This is a genomic window from Spirosoma lacussanchae, from assembly GCF_005870035.1.
Classification (GTDB): domain Bacteria; phylum Bacteroidota; class Bacteroidia; order Cytophagales; family Spirosomataceae; genus Spirosoma; species Spirosoma lacussanchae.
Genome location: NZ_SWJG01000001.1, coordinates 1693994 through 1717425, shown reverse-complemented (window position 1 = coordinate 1717425; position 23432 = coordinate 1693994). Strand labels below are relative to the sequence as shown.

21 protein-coding genes are annotated in these 23432 nt (G+C 54.1%); 15 read left to right on the top strand and 6 right to left on the bottom strand.

Going from position 1 to position 23432, the window contains the following annotated elements; all coding sequences use genetic code 11:
* Nucleotides 1-67: 67 nt before the first annotated feature.
* Nucleotides 68-466, bottom strand: a complete 399-nt coding sequence (gene rbfA / locus FBR45_RS07145; RefSeq protein ID WP_077920132.1) for a 30S ribosome-binding factor RbfA — start codon at nucleotides 464-466, stop codon at nucleotides 68-70.
* A 205-nt stretch (nucleotides 467-671) separates the two neighbouring features.
* On the opposite strand from rbfA, the gene FBR45_RS07140 reads away from it, so the two are divergent.
* Nucleotides 672-2081, top strand: a complete 1410-nt coding sequence (locus tag FBR45_RS07140) for a hypothetical protein (RefSeq protein ID WP_138500636.1) — start codon at nucleotides 672-674, stop codon at nucleotides 2079-2081.
* A gap of 79 nt (nucleotides 2082-2160) precedes the next feature.
* Nucleotides 2161-2952 (top strand): queuosine precursor transporter, encoded by a 792-nt coding sequence (locus tag FBR45_RS07135; protein ID WP_077920134.1) that lies wholly within the window; start codon nucleotides 2161-2163, stop codon nucleotides 2950-2952.
* On the opposite strand, the gene FBR45_RS07130 is transcribed toward FBR45_RS07135, so the two are convergent.
* Complete coding sequence (locus FBR45_RS07130) at nucleotides 2941-3708, bottom strand: RNA methyltransferase (protein WP_138500634.1); 768 nt, start codon at nucleotides 3706-3708, stop codon at nucleotides 2941-2943. The genes FBR45_RS07135 and FBR45_RS07130 overlap by 12 nt on opposite strands.
* On the opposite strand from FBR45_RS07130, the gene tamL reads away from it, so the two are divergent.
* The 6 genes from tamL (at nucleotide 3707) to secG (ending at nucleotide 11420) form a co-directional block, all read left to right on the top strand.
* Nucleotides 3707-6382: a translocation and assembly module lipoprotein TamL gene (gene tamL / locus FBR45_RS07125; RefSeq protein WP_138500632.1), complete on the top strand. Its 2676-nt coding sequence runs from the start codon at nucleotides 3707-3709 to the stop codon at nucleotides 6380-6382. The two genes, FBR45_RS07130 and tamL, sit on opposite strands and share 2 nt — an antisense overlap.
* Before the next feature lie 175 nt (nucleotides 6383-6557).
* Complete coding sequence (gene miaB / locus FBR45_RS07120; protein WP_138500630.1) at nucleotides 6558-7997, top strand: tRNA (N6-isopentenyl adenosine(37)-C2)-methylthiotransferase MiaB; 1440 nt, start codon at nucleotides 6558-6560, stop codon at nucleotides 7995-7997.
* Nucleotides 7998-8064: 67 nt separating this feature from the next.
* Nucleotides 8065-9474 (top strand): sigma-54 interaction domain-containing protein, encoded by a 1410-nt coding sequence (locus FBR45_RS07115; protein ID WP_138500628.1) that lies wholly within the window; start codon nucleotides 8065-8067, stop codon nucleotides 9472-9474.
* Complete coding sequence (gene lptE, locus FBR45_RS07110) at nucleotides 9455-10051, top strand: LptE family protein (protein ID WP_317128603.1); 597 nt, start codon at nucleotides 9455-9457, stop codon at nucleotides 10049-10051. The genes FBR45_RS07115 and lptE overlap by 20 nt, the downstream gene beginning before the upstream one ends.
* Nucleotides 10052-10135: 84 nt before the next feature.
* A complete protein-coding gene (locus FBR45_RS07105) occupies nucleotides 10136-10972 on the top strand; it encodes a hypothetical protein (RefSeq protein ID WP_138500626.1) in 837 nt (278 codons plus the stop codon).
* 52 nt (nucleotides 10973-11024) lie between these two features.
* Nucleotides 11025-11420 (top strand): preprotein translocase subunit SecG, encoded by a 396-nt coding sequence (secG, locus tag FBR45_RS07100; protein ID WP_077920141.1) that lies wholly within the window; start codon nucleotides 11025-11027, stop codon nucleotides 11418-11420.
* 90 nt (nucleotides 11421-11510) lie between these two features.
* Here secG and FBR45_RS07095 read toward each other — a convergent pair whose 3' ends face one another.
* Entirely contained in the window at nucleotides 11511-12224 is a 714-nt protein-coding gene (locus tag FBR45_RS07095; RefSeq protein ID WP_138500624.1) for a hypothetical protein, read from the bottom strand.
* Nucleotides 12225-12488: 264 nt separating this feature from the next.
* Between FBR45_RS07095 and FBR45_RS07090 the strand changes: the two genes are divergently transcribed.
* On the top strand, nucleotides 12489-12785 hold the full coding sequence (locus FBR45_RS07090) for a co-chaperone GroES (protein WP_077920143.1): 297 nt from the start codon (nucleotides 12489-12491) through the stop codon (nucleotides 12783-12785).
* Between the two features lie 112 nt (nucleotides 12786-12897).
* On the top strand, nucleotides 12898-14538 hold the full coding sequence (gene groL, locus FBR45_RS07085; protein ID WP_138500622.1) for a chaperonin GroEL: 1641 nt from the start codon (nucleotides 12898-12900) through the stop codon (nucleotides 14536-14538).
* A gap of 77 nt (nucleotides 14539-14615) precedes the next feature.
* On the opposite strand, the gene FBR45_RS07080 is transcribed toward groL, so the two are convergent.
* Together FBR45_RS07080 and FBR45_RS07075 are read right to left on the bottom strand one after the other, a co-directional pair.
* Nucleotides 14616-14855 carry a hypothetical protein gene (locus FBR45_RS07080; RefSeq protein WP_138500620.1) on the bottom strand — a complete coding sequence of 80 codons (240 nt, stop codon included), beginning with the start codon at nucleotides 14853-14855 and terminating at the stop codon, nucleotides 14616-14618.
* Between the two features lie 1180 nt (nucleotides 14856-16035).
* Nucleotides 16036-16692 carry an ABC transporter ATP-binding protein gene (locus tag FBR45_RS07075; protein WP_138500618.1) on the bottom strand — a complete coding sequence of 219 codons (657 nt, stop codon included), beginning with the start codon at nucleotides 16690-16692 and terminating at the stop codon, nucleotides 16036-16038.
* A gap of 150 nt (nucleotides 16693-16842) precedes the next feature.
* On the opposite strand from FBR45_RS07075, the gene sucC reads away from it, so the two are divergent.
* Entirely contained in the window at nucleotides 16843-18060 is a 1218-nt protein-coding gene (gene sucC / locus FBR45_RS07070) for an ADP-forming succinate--CoA ligase subunit beta (protein WP_138500616.1), read from the top strand.
* A gap of 88 nt (nucleotides 18061-18148) precedes the next feature.
* Here the strand turns inward: sucC and FBR45_RS07065 are convergent, their stop codons facing one another.
* Nucleotides 18149-18970 (bottom strand): M48 family metallopeptidase, encoded by an 822-nt coding sequence (locus FBR45_RS07065; protein WP_138500614.1) that lies wholly within the window; start codon nucleotides 18968-18970, stop codon nucleotides 18149-18151.
* A gap of 225 nt (nucleotides 18971-19195) precedes the next feature.
* Here FBR45_RS07065 and FBR45_RS07060 point away from each other — a divergent pair, with 225 nt between their 5' ends.
* The 4 genes from FBR45_RS07060 (at nucleotide 19196) to FBR45_RS07045 (ending at nucleotide 23341) form a co-directional block, all read left to right on the top strand.
* Complete coding sequence (locus FBR45_RS07060; protein ID WP_077920150.1) at nucleotides 19196-19807, top strand: fumarylacetoacetate hydrolase family protein; 612 nt, start codon at nucleotides 19196-19198, stop codon at nucleotides 19805-19807.
* A 207-nt stretch (nucleotides 19808-20014) separates the two neighbouring features.
* Nucleotides 20015-21910, top strand: coding sequence for a M23 family metallopeptidase (locus FBR45_RS07055; RefSeq protein WP_138501984.1), 1896 nt, complete (start codon nucleotides 20015-20017; stop codon nucleotides 21908-21910).
* Nucleotides 21911-21962: 52 nt separating this feature from the next.
* Nucleotides 21963-22412 carry a thioredoxin-dependent thiol peroxidase gene (gene bcp / locus FBR45_RS07050; protein WP_138500612.1) on the top strand — a complete coding sequence of 150 codons (450 nt, stop codon included), beginning with the start codon at nucleotides 21963-21965 and terminating at the stop codon, nucleotides 22410-22412.
* A gap of 71 nt (nucleotides 22413-22483) precedes the next feature.
* Nucleotides 22484-23341, top strand: coding sequence for a transketolase (locus FBR45_RS07045; protein ID WP_138500610.1), 858 nt, complete (start codon nucleotides 22484-22486; stop codon nucleotides 23339-23341).
* The last annotated feature ends 91 nt before the right edge of the window (nucleotides 23342-23432 follow it).

Genomic DNA, 23432 nt, shown 5'->3' with positions numbered 1-23432 from the left:
AGTGAGCGAGTGCATGGCGATGGCATGACGATCGTTTGAATCGCTCCATCACCATGTACTCATTTACTCAATTAGTATCATCGTCATCCTCGGCCGGGGCGGGGGGTATCTCCAGACCGGCGAAGAGTTTATCCATTTTGTCGGCGTATTCGGCGGTGTCGTCCAGGAAGAAATGAAGTTCGGGAACGATGCGGAGCTGATGCCGCACCCGGTCGCCGAGGTGTTGCCGAATTACTTTGCCTTTTTCCTGGATCAGGTCCAGCAATTCATTCCTGTTTTTGGTGGCCAGAAAGCTCAGGTAGATACGGGCTACGCTCAGATCGGGCGACACCCGCACGTTGGTCACGGTTATAAAGCCCCCCGGACTGGATGGTCCGTTGAACAGGTGTGGTACCTCGCGCTGGAAAATTTCGCTCAAATCTTTCTGCAACTGGCGGGCAACTTTCTGCTGTCGTTTCGATTCCATGTCATCTGTGGTTGAGTCACTATCCAGTCGGTTTAACCCCGGCGGACTGACTTTGTTAATACAGGCCCTGCCCCGTTCCGGTTACCGGTCGCCTGGATCGTACGATCGGCGTTGGGGAGGCCATTCGCGCAAATATCCGACGCTTTTTCCGTTCTGCCGAAATTGACCGTAATTTCGCCCTGACCACCGTTACCCAATTCCGGCTTTGCTTAGTTTTTTTCGTTCATATTTCCCCTATCAATACGTTAGTCTGCTGGGCCTATTGGTGCTGATTCGGCTGCCGCTCCTGCTCCATCCCTTTCCGCTACTCATTCCGGAGCTGAACTGGCTGCTCGTTGGTGAGCAGATGAACCAGGGTCACCTGCTCTACCGTGACATCTGGGACAGTGTGAGCCCCTTGTCGGCGGCTGTCTACTGGGGGCTGAACGCCCTTTTTGGCCGATCGGCTACCTCATTACACGTAGCGGCCACGCTGGTATCCGTATTTCAGATTGTCTACGTTAATTACCTGGCCAACGTCCGCGACTTCTACTCCGACCGCTCGTTCTGGCCTGGTCTGGTATACATGCTGTTTCTGCACCTGTCGTTCGACTGCCTGACCCTGTCGCCGGTGCTGATGTCGACCAGTTTTTTGCTGCTGGCGCTGGGCACGCTCGTCAAGCAGATGGATCGACGCGGGGCTACCGATGAGGTTTTCGAGGTTGGTTTTTACATCGGCATAGCCGCGCTCTTTTACCTGCCGTCGGCCCTGTTTATCATCTGGGCGGCCATGTCGATGCTGCTTTACACGGGGGCTACCTTCCGGCAGCATTCGCTGTCGTTGTTTGGATTTCTGTTTCCGCTGGCGGTTACGATTTTGTTTTATTACCTGAGCGATAGCTTCGATGATTTTAACCGCAACCTGCTGTCGTCGGTCTTTCGGGTGCGCCAGTATTCGCTGTCTGACTATCAGTCGCTGGTGGCGTCGCTGCTGATTCCGCTGGGGCTGGGCATACTGGGTTTTCTGAGCCTGTTCAACACCAGCAGTCGGTATGTCAACGTGCAGCAGCGAATCCAGCAGATCATGGTGCTCTGGTTTGGCGTAGCTGTTCTGACCATTGCGCTGATGCCTTTCCTGGCGCCGATGGCCTTCCTGAGCTTTGTACCTCCGATGGCTTATTTTGCCGTCTTCTACTTCGAAAATGTCCGGAAGCAGTGGCTGGCCGAAGTGGGCTTTATAACCGCTTTCGGGCTTATCCTGCTGTTGTTTTACCAGGGTGCGCTCGGCCTTATTCCGGGCTCCGATTTTGGCCGGCTCGGTAAGTTACAGGTCCGTACGTCGCCCCTGACGGCTACAATTCGTAACCAGCGGCTGCTTATCATCGGCGAAGACCTGAGCGCCTACCAGTACAACCGCCCCGCCACGCCATACCTCAACTGGGATCTGGCCAAGTACGACCTGCGTAACCTCGATAATTACGAAGCCGTGATCAACGTCTTCGACCATTTCCGGAAAGACCCGCCCGATTATATCATTGACCGCGAAAACGTAGTAGAGAAGCTTTTCCAGCGCGCCCCGGCCCTGGCCGAACGCTACGAAAAAACGGCAACGGCAGGCGTATATAAGCGAAAATAGAATAGGTTTGTAGTATTCGGTTGCTGGCTGACGATGGCCGTTAGCTGACAACCGGTCCCAACCGCAACCCCAGCTACCCATGCCTTCCTACTCGTTTACCAACAAGCGCACCAATCTGTACATTTTTCTGAGTGCCGTTTTCCTGACAAACGCGCTCATTGCCGAGATCATCGGCGTCAAAATATTCTCGGGCGAAACCCTCCTGGGTACCCAACCCGCTCAGATTCACCTCTTCGGCGACTTCATCCTTGATTTTAACCTCACCGCGGGGGCCGTTATCTGGCCGTTCGTTTTCGTCACCTCCGACATCATTAACGAGTACTTCGGCAAGGCGGGCGTTCGGCGGATTTCGTTCCTGACGGCGGGCTTTGTAGCCTATAGCTTCCTGATTATTTATGCCGTGACAACGCTGCCCCCGGCTCAGTTCTGGCTTGATGTCAACGCCAAAGACGGGGCCGGAAACCCCATCAACATCAACAACGCCTTTCAGATGATTTTCCGGCAGGGATTGGGCATCATCATCGGGTCGCTGACGGCTTTTCTGATCGGGCAGATTCTCGATGCGTCGGTGTTCCAGTATCTGCGAAAGATCACCGGGAGCCGCAAGATCTGGCTGCGGGCTACCGGCTCTACGCTGGTGTCGCAGCTCGTCGACTCGTTCGTGGTGCTGGGCATCGCGTTTTATGTGTTCGGCAACTGGTCGCTGGCACAGGTCATTGCGGTAGGCATCATCAACTACCTCTATAAAGCGACTACCGCCGTCCTGCTGACCCCGGTCCTCTACATCGCTCATTACGTCATCGATCGGTACCTGGGTAAAGAACATGCCGAAGAACTGGCCAACGAGTCGGCCATGAGTTCATTTATGTAGGGGCTGGCTTCGTCGCCAGTTATCGAGCAACACCGCCGTAGCGATGCCGACGTTCAGCGATTCGGCGTCGCCATAGCGCGGAATCGTAACCCGGTCCGTCACAAACCGCCCTACCTCCGCCCGTATGCCGTTCGATTCATTGCCCATAACCAGATAGCCGCCCGACCCGAACGGCAGCATATGCACATCGGCGCCGTCCAGAAAAGCGCCGTAGACCGATGCCTGCGCCGGCAGGACGGTCGTTTCCAGAAAAGAGGTCAGGTCTCCGTACCACCACGCTACCCGCGTAAACGATCCTTTACTGGCCGAGATCACTTTCGGATTATAGACATCGGCCGTGGTGTCGGAGCAAAGAATTTTACGAACGCCGTACCAGTCGGCAATGCGCAGGATTGTGCCCAGGTTACCGGGATCCCGAATATCATCGAGAATTAACGCTATTTCGCCGGCCTGGGCTACTAAGGGGCGGTTCTCTTTCGTTCTGACCACAGCCAGGGCCGCGTTGTTGCTTTCGAGCGTACCGACCCGTTCGAGTTCGGCCACCGACGCGATTTCGACGGGCGTTCGTTGGCGGTCTGTCAGCTGGGCGTTTTCTTTGTAGAAGCCTTCGGTAGCCACGACCAGTTCCGTATGGAAATCGGACAGCAGCACTTCCTGCACACTCTTGGCCCCTTCGACCAGGAATGCGCTATGTTGCTGCCGGTATTTTTTCTGGTGCAGCGACCGAATGAATGACGATTGACTTTTTGACAGCATGAAGCAGCGAGTGGATAGTGAGCAGCGTATTCATCATATCGATCGACAAAAGTTGGCAGAAGGTACTGCGTTCTGGCGTCGTTCTTCGGTCTACCTCCTCTACTATTCGATAATCATTGGTTTATCCGGTTGCCTGAGTTCCAAACAACTGCGAACCGGCGAGTACCTGCTGACGGCTCAGACGGTTCGCGGTAGCCGCACCATTCCGGCCGATGAGCTGGAAAGTCTGATTCCGCAAAAACCCAACCGGCGCATACTGGGACTTCCGGTTACCCCGCCCCTCTGGCTTTATCAGCTTGGCCAGCGCCGGTACAACCGCGAAGCCGCCGTACAGGCGTTTCAGGCCAAAACTAACGAATTTGAGCAGCAAAGCCAGCAGATCAACAGCGCCGGAACCGAATCGTCGGCCGAACTACGCCGGCTCAACCGACGGTATGACCGGCAGCTCAAGCGCCTTCGCGTACGAGCCGAAGAAGGCAACTGGCTGATGCGCAACCTGGGTGAGCCGCCCAGCTATTTTGCCGAAGCCGACGCCCAGACCAATACCACCAAGATGCAGGAGTACCTGAAAAACAAAGGGTTTTTCAACGCATCAGCGGCTTATCGGCTCGACACCCTGCGCCGGCGACAGATCCGGGTTCGCTACAGCGTTACGGAGAATGAGCCGTTTTACCTGCGTACCATCACCTACGAAATTGCCGATCCGCGCGTCGACTCGCTGGTGCGACAATCGCTGTCGGCCTCGCCCCTGCAAACGGGCACCCGCTTCGACTTCGATAATCTCTCGGCCGAGCGGGTCCGGATCGAGTCGCAGCTGCGCGATCAGGGCTACTACGCCTTTTCACGGCAGTTTGTGCGCGCTACCGATGTCGATACCACCCGCCGGTTTGTTCGGGTACCGCAGGAAGATTCAGTACAACGGGCCATCGATCTCTACATTCAGGTACTGAACCCGCCGGGGCAGTCGGCCCATCCGGTCTACCGCATCGGCGACGTTGACGTTCAGATCAGCCCGAACGCCGACTCACCCGGCGCATCGACCCCGGGGAGTGTCGCGCTCGACACGGTTCGGCGCAATGGCGTTCTGTATCTGCTCAACGGCCGTGGCATCTCGACCCGCCTGCTCGACAGTAAAATCAGGATGCGGCCCGGGGCGCTCTACAGCCAGACCAACTACCGCGAAACCCAGCGACAGCTCTTCCTGCTGAACCAGTTTAAATTCGTTAATCTCAACTTCACCGACACCACTAACCGACGGCTGCGAACCCTGATTACGGCCTCTCCCCTCGACAAGTACGAGTACACCTTCGAGGGTGGTTTGTTTGTGCTGTACCAGACCCAGACCACCACTCCGGGTCCGTTTGCCAACCTGACCTTTCGGGTGCGCAACCTCTTCGGCGGTCTCGAAACCTTCGAAACCAGTTTCCGCTATGGCCTCGAGGCACAAACCGGATTCTCCAATGCGGCCACCGGTTCAACGCGCGATGTTTATCGGGCGCAGGAGCTGGGCGTAACTACCTCGCTCACCTTTCCGCAAATTCTGTTTCCGGGCCGCGTACGGTTTGGGTTCAGCGCCTACAATCCGCGTACGCAGGTTAGTTTGGGCTTTACCAACACCATACGACCCGATTTCAGACGATCTCTGCTGCGGGCGACCATGGCGTACAACTGGCAAACCACCCCTGCCAAACAGTTTAGCTTCCTGATTGCCGACGTGAACCTGATCAACGCAGGTACCGGTACCGAAGCCGATATAAGCCGCCAGTTTCAGGCGCAGCTCGACACAAACCGCTTTCAGGGCGGTACGCTTTACCTTAGTTTCAGGCGATCGTTTGCCTCAGGAATCAGCTTTGCCTACACCTACAATACGAACGTGGTTGGTCAGAACCGACGGGCCAGCTTTTTGCGTACCGTTGTCGAGTCAGGGGGTACAACCCTGAACCTGTTCAAACCTGAGCAGTTAGATCGATTCTTCAACCGAACCGATTCAACGGGTTTACAGTATTACAAATACCTGCGTTTCAACGTCGACTACCGCTACTATATCCCGCTCCGCCCCCGAACAACCCTGGCGTTTCGGATCAATACCGGGCTCGTACTCGGCTACGGATTGGGCAGAACCGCTCCGTACGAAAAGCTATTCTTTGCCGGGGGGAGCAATAGTATCAGGGCCTGGCTCCCCCGCCGGTTAGGACCGGGTAGCGAGTATCCGCTTTTTTCGGCGGCCAACTCTCTCAACCCGGACCCCAGCCGGGAAGGCCAGTTTCTCTATACGTTCGAACGGCCTGGCGATTTGCTGCTCGAAGGCTCGGCCGAGCTCCGGGGGCGGTTGTTCAAGCTGCTGGCCGATATTGACGGCGCCATCTTTATAGACGCCGGTAACGTCTGGCGACTGCCGGGCATCACCAGCGGCACCGAACGGGGTGAGTTTCGGTTCAATTCCTTTATCCCACAAATTGCCGTCGGTACGGGCGTTGGGCTGAGACTCGACTTTTCGTTCTTTATCATCCGGCTCGATGGTGGCATTAAATTGTGGGACCCCGCCCGACAGTATATCGACACCGAGGGACGGCCAGTTGACGATCGATTTATCCTGCCCAAATTCTCGCTCGGTAAACTCTCCAAAGGGCCTAACCCGCTGGTCATCAACTTCGGCATTGGCTACCCCTTTTAGCCAGCAGGGTGTCGTGGTTATTAGGAGTTTTTAACAGCTTTTTCTGCCAAAATGACAGCAAGCCGGGTGTTTTCTTCGTAAATTTGCGGCTTCAGCTGGCCAGAAACACAGCAAGCCCGGGCTACCAACCGGGTGCGGCACGCAGGCTGCCAGCTAGTTAACCGATTGACTTCACATGACGCTCATCCCCGAACTGACCATATTACAACCGGCTGACAAGGAAGGCATTGACCAGCCGCGCACCTCAGAAGACGAACTCGCCGTTGGCAAAAAACGGCTGTATATCGAAAGCTACGGGTGCCAGATGAATTTCGCCGATAGCGAGATTGTAGCGGCCGTCATGCGGAACGCCGGTTTTGCCACAACCTCTACCGCCGAAGATGCCGACCTCATCTTTCTCAACACCTGCGCTATTCGTGACAATGCCGAGCAGAAGGTACGCAACCGGCTCAAGCACCTGACCGGGCTGAAGCGCCAGAAACCCGAGCTGCTGGTCGGTATGCTGGGCTGCATGGCCGAGCGGCTGAAAACCAAACTGCTCGAAGAAGAAAAAGTCGTTGACATCGTGGCCGGGCCCGATGCCTACCGCGATATACCGAAGCTGGTCGAAGAAGCCGAGTCGGGTCAGAAAGCGGTGAATGTCTTTCTGTCGCGCGAAGAAACCTACGCCGACATTGCTCCGATCCGGCTCAACTCCAACGGGGTTACAGCCTTCGTATCCATCATGCGCGGCTGCGACAATATGTGCAGCTTCTGCGTGGTTCCCTTTACCCGTGGTCGCGAGCGAAGCCGCGATCCGCACAGCATCGTCCGCGAATGCCAGGATCTGTTCGACCAGGGCTACCGCGAAGTTACCCTCCTGGGTCAGAACGTAGATAGCTACAAGTGGACCGAAACAGCGGAAGAGTCGGCTCCCCAGCCCGCGTCGGCCGTAACGTTTGCGAACCTGCTCGAACGGGTAGCGCAGATCCACCCCGACCTCCGGATTCGGTTCAGTACCTCGCATCCCAAAGACATTACCGACGAGGTTCTGTTCACCATGGCCCGGTATGATAACATCTGCAAGTATATTCACCTCCCCGCCCAAAGCGGTAACAGCCGGGTGCTGAAGCTGATGAACCGGACGTATGACCGCCCCTGGTACATCGGCAAGATCGACCGGATACGCGAAATTCTGGGGCAGGACTGCGGCATTTCTACCGACATGATCTCGGGCTTCTGCACCGAAACTGAAGAAGAACACCAGGAGTCGCTATCGCTGATGGATTATGTCCGGTACGATTACGCCTACATGTTTGCCTACTCCGAGCGCCCCGGCACGCTAGCCGCCAAAAAATACGCCGACGACATTGCCGAAGATGTGAAAAAACGGCGGCTGAACGAAATCATTGCCCGGCAGCTGGAACACTCGGCCCAGCGCAACCAGCGCCACATCGGCCAGGTACAGCGGGTATTGATCGAAGGCCCCTCGAAACGGTCAGACGCCGAACTCTGTGGTCGAAATGATCAGAACAAAATGGTCGTTTTTCCGCGTGGTCAGTACCAGAAAGGACAGTATGTCAACGTGCTGGTCACCGAATGTACATCGGCTACGCTGCGGGGCGAGATCGTATAGCGTTTACGGTACCGGCTCTTCAGAAACGTACTTCGCTGAAAGCCCGGTACCGAAACCGAATTGACTTATGAATCAACAGGAAATCCAGTCGGTCAAGCAACGCTTCGGCATCATTGGCAATGCACCGGCGCTCAACTACGCCATCAACGTGGCGATGCAGGTAGCGGCCACTGACCTGACCGTATTGATAACGGGCGAAAGCGGTAGCGGTAAAGAATCGTTCTCCAAGATCATTCACAGCCTGAGCGCCCGGAAACACGGCCAGTTCATAGCGATCAACTGCGGAGCCATACCCGAAGGAACGATCGACTCCGAGCTGTTTGGTCACGAAAAAGGATCGTTCACCGGCGCCGTCGATTCGCGCAAAGGGTACTTCGAAACAACGAACGGCGGTACCATCTTCCTGGACGAAATCGGTGAGATGCCGCTGGGGACCCAGGCTCGCCTGCTGCGCGTGCTGGAAAACGGCGAGTTTATCCGCGTTGGTTCGTCAAAGACTCAGAAGACCGACGTACGGGTTGTGGCAGCTACCAACGTCAACCTGATGGACGCCGTCGACAAAGGCAAGTTTCGCGAAGACCTCTATTACCGGCTCAACACGGTTCCGATCTACGTCCCTCCCCTGCGGGAGCGGGGCAGCGATATAGAACTACTGTTCCGGAAGTTCACGACCGACTTTGCCGAACGCTACCGCATCAAGCCCCTGCAGCTGACCGAAGGCGCCAAGCAGTTGCTGATGAGCTTTCCGTTTCCGGGCAATATCCGCCAACTGAAAAACATTGCCGAGCAGGTATCGATTCTGGAGTCGGAGCAGAACAAGCCCATTGAGGCCGATGTCTTGGGCAAATACCTGCCCCAGTCACAGCAACCCAGCCGCACGCTGGCCCTGTTTCCGCAGAGCAACGGCGGCCCCGCGGGCGATAACTTCTCGGAACGCGAACTGCTTTACAAAGTATTGTTCGATATGCGTCGGGATATGAACGACCTGAAACGACTCGTGCGCGATGTACTGGGTAACGAACAGGACGGCCGTCAGATTCTGCATAACCACCGCGACCTGTTCGACTCCATTCCGCCCGATGCCGACCCGGCTGCCGATGGTAACGCCCCGCGCTACCTGCCGGCCCTGAATGGAGCCGCTCAGTCGGGTCTGGGTCTGCCAGACGCGCCCCGCAACCGACCGGCTGTCGATTCGTCATTCCGGCCAACGCCCCCGCCCGCCGAAACCTACGGCAGCCATCCGCCCGTTCAGATTTTTGACAATGTAGACGGCGACGTAAACGATATAACCATAGAAGACGTCACCCACGAAACCGAAGACGACGAGTCGCTTTCTCTAGAACGGCAGGAGAAAGAAATGATCCTGAAAGCGCTCCGACGGAACAACAACAAACGCAAATACGCGGCCCAGGCCCTGGGAATCTCCGAACGGACCTTATACCGTAAAATCAAACAGTATGAAATTGATGAAGAGTAAGTTCATGATGACTGAGTCCGCCAGTGCCAGCGAATCGACAATCGATTCGTCGATCTACCTGACCAGGTGGCTCAAGCGGGTGCTGTTGTCGTTCAGCCTGCTCCTTTCGTCGGTCGTCATGCAGTCCTGCGGTATCTATTCGTTTACGGGGACAACGCTGTCGCCGGATATCAAGACCGTCACAGTCAACAATTTCACCCTGGCTACGGCGGGTGGGCCGGCCAACCTGCCCCTGACGTTCAACGAAAAGCTCAAAGAGTATTATCAGCGCTACACGAACCTGAAAGTGCTGCCCAGCAACGGTGACCTGGTGCTGGAAGGTAACATTACCGGATACGACCTGCTGGCCGTAGCACCGACGGCTTCTGACCAGGCCGGCGTTAACCGACTACAGATTACGGTGCTGGCCCGATTTTACAACAACAAAGACGAGAGCAAGAACTTTGAGCAGTCGTTCTCGTTTTACCAGGATTTTCCGCAAAACCAGACGCTTAGCCAGAACGAAAGCCGGCTGGTACCCAAAATCCTCGACCAGATTGTACTCGATATATTCAATAAAACGGCAGCCGACTGGTAAGGCCTGATTCACGAATTGATCAATAAAATCATTCGTTTTTCCTCATTCATCCTTACTTTCGCCTAGCCCGACGCCCCCATCCGTATGCAGCCTCTTGACAAAGAAACATTCTCGTACTGGGTCACCCATCCTGACGACCTGAGCCCCACCGACTACGTACAATTACAGGAAACCCTGCAACAGTATCCTTATTGCCAGTCGCTTCATACACTGACCGCCAAGGCCGCTTCGGTACACCTGAAGCCTCAGACGGTATCGCTTATCCGGCAGGCAGCTGCCCATGCGCTCAGCCGGAATGCCCTGCGCAAACTGATCGACAACGAATTTCAGTGGTCCGAAAATCTGCTGACCAAGCTCAATGAGTTATCAGCCAAACACGTTCCCATCCCGGACGATTACCAGCAGGAAAGTTACGCGCTGTTTAAATCCAAGGCGGGCCTGAGCGACAGTTTTCTCAAACTGCCTCTGCTGCGTTTACCGGGTCAGCCGGTTGAGGAGCCAGCCGCCACTGTACCAACGCCCGAAGACCCTACGCTGGCCGAAACCAACCTGCAAAACGAGCTGGCCCAGATTGCAGAAGCCGCACCGGCCGAGCCGACCCTATCGGCTGCAGACATCGAGCGCCAGCGTCAGCTCGACCTGATCGAGAGTTTCATCCGCAACGAGCCGCGTATCTCGCCGATCCGCACCCGGCCCGGTGAGCAGCTGGAGCAGGAAGATTTGACCAAACGCAATAAACCAGTTGGTGGCGCAGGTGGCCTGGTGACAGAAAGTTTTGCGAAAATTCTGGAGAAACAGGGAAAATATGCCAAGGCCCGCGAAATCTACGAGAAGCTGATGGCAAAAAATCCGGAGAAAAAAGCGTACTTTGCGGCAAAAATCGGTGAATTAGAGAGCGCGCAGAAGGCAACAGGCAACTAAGTGGGTCGTCGTTCACCGAAAACCGCATTAAACCAATTAAGAAACTCTTTACATGATAACGGCACTTATTGTCTTCATTTGCATTCTCACCGTACTACTGATCCTGGTGGTACTGATCCAGAACTCGAAAGGGGGCGGACTAACCAGCGAAATTGGTGGCTTAGGGTCTAACCAGTTGATGGGCGTCAAGAAAACGACGGATCTCCTCGAACAGATTACCTGGGGCCTTGGTATCGGCGTTATGGTTCTTTCGCTGGCTTCCTACATTGTCGTTGACCGCAACGCAGTAGCTGGTGTCAATAGCGTTAACGTTGACCGGGCACAAACCCAAACGCTGCCGGGAGCCGCGGCTCCGGCGCCCGCTACCCAGGGCGCGGCCCCAAGCCAGGCAGTTCCGGGTGCTGCCACGCCCGGCGCGTCGACCTCGGCCCTGACGCCCCAGAAATAACATAGCCAGTATCGGCCTACGAAAAGAGCCCTGACGTCGTGTCAGGGCTCTTTTTGGTTAAACAGATTAATTACACGTGAGGATGACGGTTCAGGCTCGCCCGACCTGGGAAGCCAGCAGCTGACGGGCAATGGGTAACAGCGTTTCCTGAATGGGGTAAGTCCGTTGACTTTCGAGTATGAAAGTGGCCGGGTTCGGCAGGTACCGATGCCGCCGGATCAGGTCTAGCTTGATGCTTTCGAAGGTGGTAGCCAGGCTCTTCCGAATCGCTTCGACGAACCGGAACTGCACCAATCGGCCACCGGGTTCCTGCTGCGAATACAGCGTCACCGAAAAGTAGTAAACGTGCGTTTCGGGCTGGTTGGTGGCGTGGAGCAGCAGGTATCCTTCTTCGGGCCGTAACGGCATCAGTCCTATAGGCGCCAGGGTTAGTGTAGCCACAATGTCGGCCCATCGCTGTTGCCCCTCGGTGAGGGTCGACTGCAGGCGCGGCAGGGCGAAATTTAGGGTGGCATCGATCTCGGCCATGAATTCGTCGTCCGTTACCTCAGATTTGTATTCAATTCGAGGGGGCGGGCCGGTAATACCGGTGGCTCGTTTGGGAAAGGCGGCATTAAGCGTACCTTTGCCCCTCGAAAACCGAACACCGGCTTCGTAATGGTTACGTAAGTCGGGTAAGTCAGGACAGAGCTTATCGGCCAGAAAATTCTGCTGAACCGCCTGCAGATATGCCAACAAGACATACTTCTGGTACTCTGCGTCAAGCCAATTGTGCGTAAACCAATCCGGTTGTAATTTTTTCATAGACGTAAACAAATCGCTTTGTCAGCGCATGAGAAAGTTAAGATAGTGAGATGGACACAAACTGCCAAATTCTGTTTGCCCGATGCGATTCTCCTGCCAAAGAGAATAGAGGTAGATTGGTGAATGGCAGACTGTCAGACAAAAGCCTGAAATTTTGACAGACTAGCGCCTTGGCACAGTAATTGGCGAGCCGGAAGCAGAGCCGCCTGAGCGGTTGTGTGATGCATTACACAAACAGTTAATAACCTTAATCAACTCATTACTATGGTAGCTGAACAGGAAAGCGTTAAAGTGAACGTGAAACCGCTGGCTGACCGGGTGCTGGTAGAAGCCGCACCGGCTGAAGAAAAAACCTCGTTCGGGATCATCATCCCTGACACGGCTAAGGAAAAACCCCAGCGTGGTACGGTCGTTGCCGTTGGCGCAGGCAAAAAAGATGAGCCGCTGACGGTACAAGTTGGCGATACGGTTCTGTACGGCAAATATGCCGGCACGGAAATCACCGTTGATGGTAAAGAATACCTCATCATGCGCGAATCGGACATTTTCGCAATCCTTTAAAAACAGAATGATGCGTGATAAGGAATGAGCGCGGAGTAGCTTGCCCTAAGCACCTTTTGCCGTTCATACCGTTGTTCATCATTGATCATTCATAATTCATCATTTTACAACAATGGCTAAGAAAATTTTCTTCGATACCGAAGCCCGCGAGCGTATCAAAAAAGGCGTTGATACACTGGCAGATGCCGTAAAAGTTACCCTCGGACCTAAAGGCCGGAACGTAATCCTTGACAAGAAATTCGGCTCTCCTGCCATCACCAAAGATGGTGTGACGGTAGCCAAAGAAATTGAGCTGAAAGACGCCATGGAAAACATGGGGGCTCAGCTGGTTAAAGAAGTGGCATCGAAAACGGCTGATTCGGCCGGTGACGGTACGACCACGGCCACGGTACTGGCGCAGGCGATCTACTCGATCGGTGCCAAAAACGTAGCGGCTGGTGCGAACCCAATGGACCTGAAGCGTGGTATCGACAAGGCCGTTACGGCTGTAACGGCTAACCTGGCTCAGCAGGCCCAGACTATCGGTGACGATTTCGGCAAAATTCAGCAGGTGGCCACCATTTCGGCCAACCATGACGACGAGATCGGAACGATGATCGCTGAAGCGATGAAGAAAGTAGGTAAAGAAGGTGTTATCACGGTTGAAGAAGCGCGCGGTACCGAAACGGAAGTAAAAACCGTAGAAGGTATGCAGTTCGACCGCGGTTACCTGTCGCCCTACTTCGTTACCAACACCGAGAAAATGGAAGCTGAACTGGATCGTCCGTTCATCCTGATCTCGGAGAAAAAAGTATCGTCGATGAAAGAGCTGCTGCCCGTGCTGGAGCAGGTGGCTCAGACAGGTCGTCCGCTGCTGATCATCGCCGAAGACGTAGATGGTGAAGCACTGGCTACCCTCGTTGTCAACAAAATCCGCGGTGCCCTGAAAGTGGCGGCCGTTAAAGCCCCGGGCTTCGGCGACCGTCGGAAAGCTATGCTCGAAGACATCGCTATCCTGACCGGTGGCCAGGTTATTTCGGAAGAGCGTGGTTTCAAACTGGAGAACGCGTCGATCGACTACCTGGGTCAGTGCGAGAAGGTCCTGATCGACAAAGACAACACCACCATCGTAAACGGTGTTGGTCAGAAGGAAGATATCACCGGCCGCGTCAACCAGATCAAAGCTCAGATCGAAAACACAACGTCGGATTACGATCGCGAAAAGCTTCAGGAGCGTCTGGCCAAGCTGTCGGGTGGCGTAGCTATCCTTTACATCGGTGCGGCTACTGAAGTAGAGATGAAAGAAAAGAAAGACCGCGTTGACGATGCGCTGCATGCCACCCGCGCTGCGGTAGAAGAAGGTATCGTAACCGGTGGTGGTATTGCCCTGATCCGCGCTATTTCGGCTCTGGACGGCGTAAACACCATTAACGAAGACGAGAAAACCGGGGTGAACATCATCCGCGTAGCCCTCGAATCTCCGCTGCGTACCATCGTTGCCAACGCTGGTGGCGAAGGTTCGGTTGTAGTGAACAAGGTAAAAGAAGGCGATGGCGGTTTCGGCTACAACGCTAAAAACGACACCTTCGAAGATCTGTTCGCTGCTGGCATCATCGACCCGAAGAAAGTAACCCGTCTGGCCTTGGAAAACGCAGCCTCGATTGCAGGTCTGCTGCTGACGACCGAATGTGTTATTGCCGACGAGCCCGAAGAAGCACCAGCGGCTGGCGGTGGAGCCGGTATGCACGGTGGCGGCATGGGCGGCATGATGTAATCATCAGCCCCATCCATAAAAAAACCTCCTGTCTCCAGACGGGAGGTTTTTTTATGGATGACCATTTGCGATCGTGCCTATACACTGAGATGCCCGATCCGCATTTTAGCCTGTTGGTTCATCTGCCGGAGGTGTTCTGTATGCTGCACCAGCTTGCCGGGGTTCATAGCGGTATTTGACTGCTGGAGCGCGTCAGCCTGATCCATTTCCTGTACTAGTTTCTCCAATTCGCTCTGCATAGTAATGGCCAGGGAGGTCAGTTGACTAATATGCTGACTGGTTCGCTTCTCGTCTTCTTTGTTTAAGTCTTGCTTCACACTTTTTGACGCAAGAAGCGTTGAAATCATGTTGTAATGGACATAAAACAGAGTGACTTCTTCAAGCCAACTCATTAATATGGAGTCCATTTCGGCAATATCTGGTACAGGCAGTGGTCTTTTGGTAGACTGACCTCTCATAAAATTTCTTGTTTAACTTTTTTAGGTGTATCGTCGCCAAATATTAAACAAAAACCTTGCCTAATAGTACGTAAATAGCCAAATTGATTATTCGGTAGTTCCGAAAGGTGACTTTTAGTGAGTAACATTTTATATAAGTAGTTTATACACAACCAACAATACCGCCAAACAGATATCCATAGCCTATTCAACTGATGTGCTTCTATGCAACTTATCAGCGGCAAAATGCGCCGAGCCAGCAAAACAGTAAAATCCGGAAAACAACTATACAGGTAGGTCCGACAACAAGGTTTACACCTGCGATTTCTTTACTATCACTCTCCCAGAACTCCTTCCCATTTGCTATTGCCCTGGAAAACCATACCGAATACCAACGACTCGTGGGTCAATTGGGACTTGGTCAATATGATAACGCAGTAGCAGATTCGGACTCTGCATGTTTTATAGTCTTGACCGAAGGAACCCCGATAGGTCACTGCATTCTATCGGGTTTGAAGAGTCCAGATAAAGCCACACTTCTTAAAATGGCTTTTTACACAGGCTAAAAAGGAACGGGCTACGCTTGCCCGGCTTATGGAGCTGGTATTTGATGGATATAAGGCGAATCGCCTGTGGCTGGACATACGGGCGTTCAATACTCGCGCTGAGGCCCTGTATCAGTCGATAAGTTTTTGTTACGAAGGAACCCTGCGCCAGTGTACACACGTAGATGAGACCTACTATGCCTGAAACTGTACGGATTAGTAAGGGAAGAATACGAGCAGCAACGAAGACTGCTGGCAGGTCGCTAACGAAACCAGAGACTGCTTATTGATGCGGGGACAAAAACAAAAAAGCCAAGCGAGATACTCTCTTGGCTTTCTGATTTACTCAACGTTATGAAAAACTTTTCTTTTCGACACAATTATAGAACAAAAATAAACAAGATTGATTCTTTTTCCCAAAATATTTTTTTTACTTTTTTATAAACACCTAATAATCAAGCAATAAAACTATCGTCGATGCAGAAAATAGCTAACAAAATTATGAGTATATTTACTTATTCAACTACACCGTCCCGGATCATAATAGTTCGATCGGCCAGGGCAGCGAGGGCCTCGTTGTGCGTAACGATAATAAAGGTCTGACCAAATTCATTGCGCAGGCGGAAGAAAAGCTGATGAAGATCTTCGGCATTTCGGGAATCCAGGTTTCCGCTGGGCTCATCGGCGAACACTATAGCTGGCTCATTAATGAGCGCCCGCGCCACCGCCACGCGCTGCTGCTCGCCCCCCGACAATTGCGATGGAAAATGATGCTGTCGATTCTTGAGCCCCAGCGTATCCAGTAGTGATGCAGCCCGCTCACGAACGCTACGCTCGTCTTTGCCGGCAATGAAACCAGGCAGACAAACATTTTCGAGGGCGGTAAACTCGGGCAGCAGGTTGTTAAACTGAAAAACGAAACCGATTTGCTCGTTCCGAAAACGCGCCAGCTGCCGGTCGTTCAGCGAAAAAACGTTCTGGTCAGCCAGATGCAACTCACCGGTATCGGGTCGGTCGAGGGTGCCCAGAATTTGCAGCAGGGTGGTTTTACCAGCGCCCGACGCTCCTACGATAGAAACAACTTCGCCAGATTCAATACTCAGGTTGATTCCTTTCAGAACGGGCAGTTCGCCATAATTCCGGCGCAGATCAGAAGCTTGGAGCAGGGGCATTAGCAAGAAGGATGACAGATGAATACCGAACGATAAACGACAATAGCGATGCGTCAATTGACATCATTCATCATTCGGCGTTCATCATTCGGCATTTAGTCTTAATTTGCCGCCAAAATTACGATTTTCAACGCTCTTGTTGCAGTTGCTATGAACATCCACGAGTATCAGGGGAAAGAAATTCTCAAAAAATACGGCGTCCGCATTCAGGAAGGCATCGTAGCCGAATCGCCCGAAAAAGCCGTTGAGGCCGCCAAGCTTATCATGGCGCAGTATGGTTCAAAGTTCGTTGTCGTGAAATCTCAGATTCACGCGGGCGGACGGGGCAAAGGCAAAGTTGTTGGCAGCGAACAGCGGGGCGTGGCCCTGGCCAAATCGGTCGACGACGTGCGTGACATTGCCAAAAACCTGATTGGCAACGTGCTCGTGACGCACCAGACGGGACCCGAAGGTAAAAAGGTGAACAAGGTGCTGGTTGCGCAGGACGTTTTCTACCCGGGCGTATCGGAGCCGAAAGAAATGTATCTGAGTATCCTGCTCGATCGTACCAAAGCCTGTAACGTCATCATGGCCAGCACCGAAGGTGGTATGGATATCGAAGAGGTAGCCGAAAAAACCCCCGAAAAGATCGTAAAGGAATGGATCGATCCGTCGGTTGGGCTACAGCCCTTCCAGGCGCGCAAGATCGCTTTCGGACTGGGTCTGGAGGGCGATGCGTTCAAAGACATGGTTAAATTCGTGACCTCGCTCTATAAGGCATATGTGGATACGGACGCTTCGATGTTTGAGATCAACCCGGTGCTGAAAACGTCAGACAACAAAATTCTGGCTGTCGACGCTAAGGTAAATCTCGATGACAACGCGCTGTACCGCCACCCCGACCTGGCCAATCTGCGCGATATCAGCGAAGAAGATCCTCTTGAGGTAGAAGCGTCGGCCAATGACCTCAACTACGTCAAACTCGACGGCAACGTTGGCTGTATGGTGAACGGGGCTGGTCTGGCAATGGCTACCATGGATATCATCAAACTATCGGGTGGCGAACCGGCCAACTTCCTCGATGTAGGCGGTGGAGCCAATGCCAAGACGGTAGAAGCCGGTTTCCGCATCATTCTGAAAGACCCGAACGTAAAAGCCATTCTGATCAATATCTTCGGCGGTATCGTTCGCTGCGACCGGGTAGCCACGGGGGTGGTAGAAGCTTACAAAGCCATTGGCGACATTCCGGTTCCTATTATCGTTCGTCTACAGGGTACGAACGCCGAAGAAGGCGCCCGGATCATTGACGAGTCGGGGTTGAAAGTGCAGTCGGCGGTGCTGCTCAAAGAGGCTGCGGCAAAAGTGAAAGCAGTAGTGGAAGCGCTATAACAGGACATGGCCCCGTAAGGTGGCCTGTTACAGACAAAAAAAGCCGAAGCGCAAGCTACGGCTTTTTTTGTCTGTAAACATGGGAGTATTAGCCCTGCCGGTAGAACTTCATAGCTTCGGGCATCAGTGACTGCAGATCCCGGATACGACGCTGATCAGACGGGTGAGTCGACAGGAACTGGGGAGGCTTATTACCACCACCCGCTTTCGCCATCCGCCCCCAGAAATCAACGGCCTCCTGCGGATTATAACCGGCCATAGCCATAAAAATGAGCCCCAGCCGATCAGCTTCCGACTCCTGTTTACGGCTGTGGGGCAACGCCCGGCCGATTTGGTAGCCTACGGGCAAAGCAGCACCCACCGACTGTAGCAGGATGGCATTAACCTGGCTGTTGCTGTTCCGGGCAGCGGTACCTGCTACAATCTGACCGCCCTGAATCAGCCCGTTAGCCAGCAGTCCTTCACTCATACGCTCGGCACTGTGATCGGCCAGCGCGTGCGAGATTTCATGGCCCATGACAACGGCAACACCGGCCTCATTCTGTGTATACGGCAAAATACCGGTGTAGAACGCGACTTTTCCACCCGGCATACACCAGGCGTTGACCTGCGGACTTTCGATCAGGTTGAACTCCCACTGGAAGCCCTTGATGCGATCGCCGTAGTTATTCGCGTTCATGTAACTTTCCATAGCCGTCCGGAGCCGACTACCCACCCGTTTGATCATGTCGGCCTGCGAGCCGCTCCGAACCACCCGGCTTGTATCCAGCACCTCGCGGTAGTTCTGGGCACTTAGAGGCAGCAGTTGATCGTTTGGAATTATCTTCAACTGGGTTCGTCCTGTGATGGGAACCTTCTGGCAACCAATGGCGAGCCCCACGGCCAGCATAACAATTATTGCGTTTTTCATAGAATAATGGGGTATTGAGTGACAACTCTAACGTACTATGACCGACAACGTACTGGATTTGTTCAAATTTTTCAGGGCGAGTTCGGTCAGCCCCTCTTTACTCCTTAGATTTGTGCCATTCAGATTCGTTTATTGTCATACAGCGGCTGCTGAGTGCCAGCTGACCGGCAAATGTTTGACCGGGGCTTTGCCACAGCAGCTGTTCATGCGCCTTACCTGACTACTATGAAAATTATCTGCGTTGGCCGTAATTACGCCGAACATATTCAGGAGCTCAACAACGAACAACCCGATGACCCCGTCATTTTCCTGAAACCCGAAACGGCCATTCCACTCAAAAACGAACCTTTCTTTTATCCTGACTTCTCTTCCGATGTTCACCATGAGGTCGAAATTCTGGTAAAAATCAACCGGGTCGGCAAGAACATCGACGAGAAGTTCGCCCATAAATATTACGACGAAATCGGCGTTGGCATCGACTTCACCGCGCGCGACGTGCAGAGCAAGCTGAAAGCAAAAGGGTTGCCGTGGGAGCTGGCTAAAGGTTTCAACGGTTCAGCTCCTATGTCAGGCTTTGTACCGAAAACGGAATTTGCCGACCTGCAGCAGCTGAACTTCAGACTGGACGTAAACGGCGAGACCCGGCAGCAGGGCAACACCAGCCTGATGCTTTTCAAAATAGATTACCTGATTGCCTTCGTGTCGCGGTATTTCATGCTGCAACAGGGTGACGTAATTTTCACCGGCACTCCGAAAGGGGTTAGCCCGGTACAGGTGGGAGATCGGCTTACGGCCTACCTCGAAGACCGGAAAATGCTGGAGATCGATGTAAAATAAGCAGGCTGTTTACAGGGAGCAGCCAGCCGGCTGGCCTTCGCTGATCAGAAACGTACCCTCACGGAATACAAGCGTATAGTGAAGATTCAACATCTATTGATTGCAGGGCTTTGGGCCATTGGCAGTCTGGCGCTGGCACAAACACCAGCGCCAGCTCCCAACCTGGCCATTGAGCCCAATTATTTTCTTTTCCCGATTCAGCCAGGCATGCAGAACTCGCTGTCGGGCGGTTTGGGCGATTTACGAGCCAATCATTTCCATGCGGGGCTCGACATCCGCACCGGTGGTCGCGAAGGACTGGACGTTCATGCAGCGGCCGATGGCTATATCTCGCGCATAGCGGTATTTACGGGCGGGTACGGCAACGTTATCTTCATTAAACATCCCAATGGCCTCACAACCGTATATGGCCACCTGCGCAACCTGAACGATACGCTCGGCACCTACCTGCGCCAGCAGCAATATGCCCGACGTACGTTTGAAATAGACCTGCGCCCGGCTCCGAATCAGTTTCCGGTGCGCAAAGGCGATGTCATTGCTGCATCGGGCAATACGGGCGGCTCGGGCGGGCCGCATCTGCATTTTGAAGTGCGCGACGCCAACGACAACCTGATCAATCCACTCCTGTATGGGTTTCAGGAGATTCGGGATGACGTACCGCCCTATTTCGAGCGCGTTGCACTCAAGACCATGACGCCAACTTCGCGCATCAACGGCGAATACCAGCGCGTTAGCTACGCCCCTACCCGGCGGTCCGACGGTTCTTACACCATTACCCAGCCTATTACGGCCTCGGGGCTGGTAGGTATTGAGGTCTTGGCCTATGATAAAACCAGCGGTTCGCCTTATCGGAATGGAATCAGCTGTCTGGAAATCCGGCTCGACGGCCGTGAGGTTTTCGCCTACAACATGAATAGCTTCCCGAACGAACAGACGCGGTTCATGAACGTTCACGAAAACTACGAAGTAGAGCAGATGACCGGGCAGCGGTATCACCGGGGCTACATTGCCGATGGCAATATACTGAACCTGTACAAGCTTCAGAGTAACGCCAGCTACCGGGGCCGGCTCCCCCTGCTCGACGGTAAGCCCCACGAGGTCATGCTAACCCTCTACGACGCTTACGACCACGCCACCCGCCTGACGTTTACCCTCCTGCCGGAAACCCCCGTGGCCGGCGCAGGTAACGACTCGACGGAAATACCGGCCGCAGGCACCAATATCAGCGAAGACGCCCCACTAGGTCAGCCAACGGCCACGATTACGACCGACGAAAATGTGCTCAAGCTAACCGTCCGAAATGTATCAGCCACGGCCCCGCCTGTCGCTAAACTCTTCACCGGACGCTCATTTACGGAACAACCCGCCAGCTACGTCCGTAGCAATCAAGCCGTTTATCTCCTAGATTTGCGACAGCACATGCCAGACTCCGTTCAGTTTGGCCGGGGCGTTGTGCGAACCAATCTGAAAAAACGCATTTTCCCCGGCCGATCAGAAGTGTTAGTTGATGGAACAACGCGGCTTGAGTTTAGTCCTAAAACCCTGTTCGACACCCTGCATCTGGCCATGCGTACGCTACCGGGTGGGGGTATCGAAATTAACCAGCCGACTATTCCACTCAACGACTTCCTGCTTGTGCAGCATACGCCTACGTATCCGATTGCCATCGATACCGCGCGCACCCGAGCCTACTGGACCAGCGGGGGGCGGACGAGTTTTCTGGGCGGTGTCTGGCGCAACGGCCGGATTGAGTTCAAAACCCGGTCACTGGGTCAGTTTCGGCTGATGACCGACGTGTTGCCGCCAACCGTCGAGATACTCGGGGCAACGCCCAAAGGTATTTCGGCCCGTATTCGCGATGATCTGTCCGGCATCGCCGAATTCCGGGCGCTGGTCGATGGCGAGTGGGTGCTGATGCAGTATGATTATAAACGGGCTTTGTTATGGTCCGACAAACTGGACCCTGATGAATTGTTTGAGGTAGGCGCCGAAGTGCTGGTTCAGGTGAAAGACCGGTCTGGCAACATAGGCTCTGACAGTACCACCATCAACGAGCCGCGTCCTGTTCGGAAAGCACCGGCAAAACAGAGAAAAAAACGCTAGCGTGGGATTTTCTCAGCCCACTGAATACGGTAACCCGAAAACTGACCTGATTATGCCTCTATCCGTCGGCGACCCAGCCCCCGATTTTTCCAGTACCGATCAGGCCGGTAATCCGATCCGGCTCTCCGACTACCGGGGTAAAAAAGTAGTCCTGTATTTTTACCCGAAAGATGATACGTCGGGCTGTACGGCGCAGGCGTGTAGCCTGCGCGACAGTTACGCAGACCTGCGGGCGGCCGGCTACGAAGTATTGGGAGTCAGCATCGATAACCAGGCCTCACACCAGAAATTCATCAGCAAATACGACCTGCCGTTTTCGCTCGTCTCGGATACGGACAGGCAGGTTGTTGACGCCTATGGGGTTTGGCAGGAGAAATCGATGTACGGCCGAAAATACATGGGTACCGTACGCACCACCTTCCTGATCGACGAAGCTGGCATCATTACCGACATCATCGGCAAAGTCGATACTCGAAAGCACGCAGAACAAATTTTATCTTAATCCGGATGTCCACGTCCGGTTTTCACACACGTTTAAAGACAGATGCGGACGTGGACATCCGCGCTACGTATATGGAACTACAACAACTTGAAGGTATTGCTACCGCCGTACGGCGCGACATTCTCCGCATGGTAGCCGCCGTTAACTCAGGCCACCCGGGCGGCTCTCTTGGCTGCACCGACTTCATGGTTGCCCTCTATTTCGACATCATGCGTCGGAAGCTGGACGGAGATGGCAAACCGGTTTTCGACATGAACGGTCACGATGAAGACCTGTTCTTCCTGTCGAACGGTCACATTTCGCCCGTGTTTTACTCGGTGCTGGCCCGGGCTGGCTATTTCCCCATTTCGGAGTTGGCTACATTCCGCAAACTGGATAGCCGCCTGCAGGGTCACCCAGCTACGGCCGAGCACATTCCGGGCGTTCGGATTGCTTCGGGCTCACTGGGTCAGGGCCTGTCGGTTGCCTGCGGGGCCGCCTACGCCAAAAAACTGAACGGCGACGACAAACATGTTTATGTTCTCATGGGCGATGGCGAGCAGCAGGAAGGTCAGATCTGGGAAGCAGCCCAGTTTGCTCCAAACAAAAAACTGGGTAACCTGACGGCGATCATCGACCTTAACCACGCCCAGATTGACGGCACCACCCAGAACGTGAACGACAACCGGGATCTGGCGGCCAAGTACCGCGCGTTCGGCTGGTTCGTAGACGAGATGGAAGGTAACGACATCAGTGACGTGATCCGGACGCTTCGTAAATCGCAGGAAGACCCGGACGTGCCTACCATGATTCTGATGCACACCGAGATGGGCTTCGGCGTGGAGTACATGGTCGGTAATTACAAATGGCACGGTACGGCTCCCAACGCCGACCAGCTGCAGCAAGCCCTCAACGGCCTGCCGCTGTCCATCGGCGTTACCGATTATTGATATCAACATAGCCGACCAGCTTGCCGGTAAAGCGTTCTGTTCGGCTATCGATACGATTCTATCCCGCTTGCCAACCCTCGCTTCGGCGAAC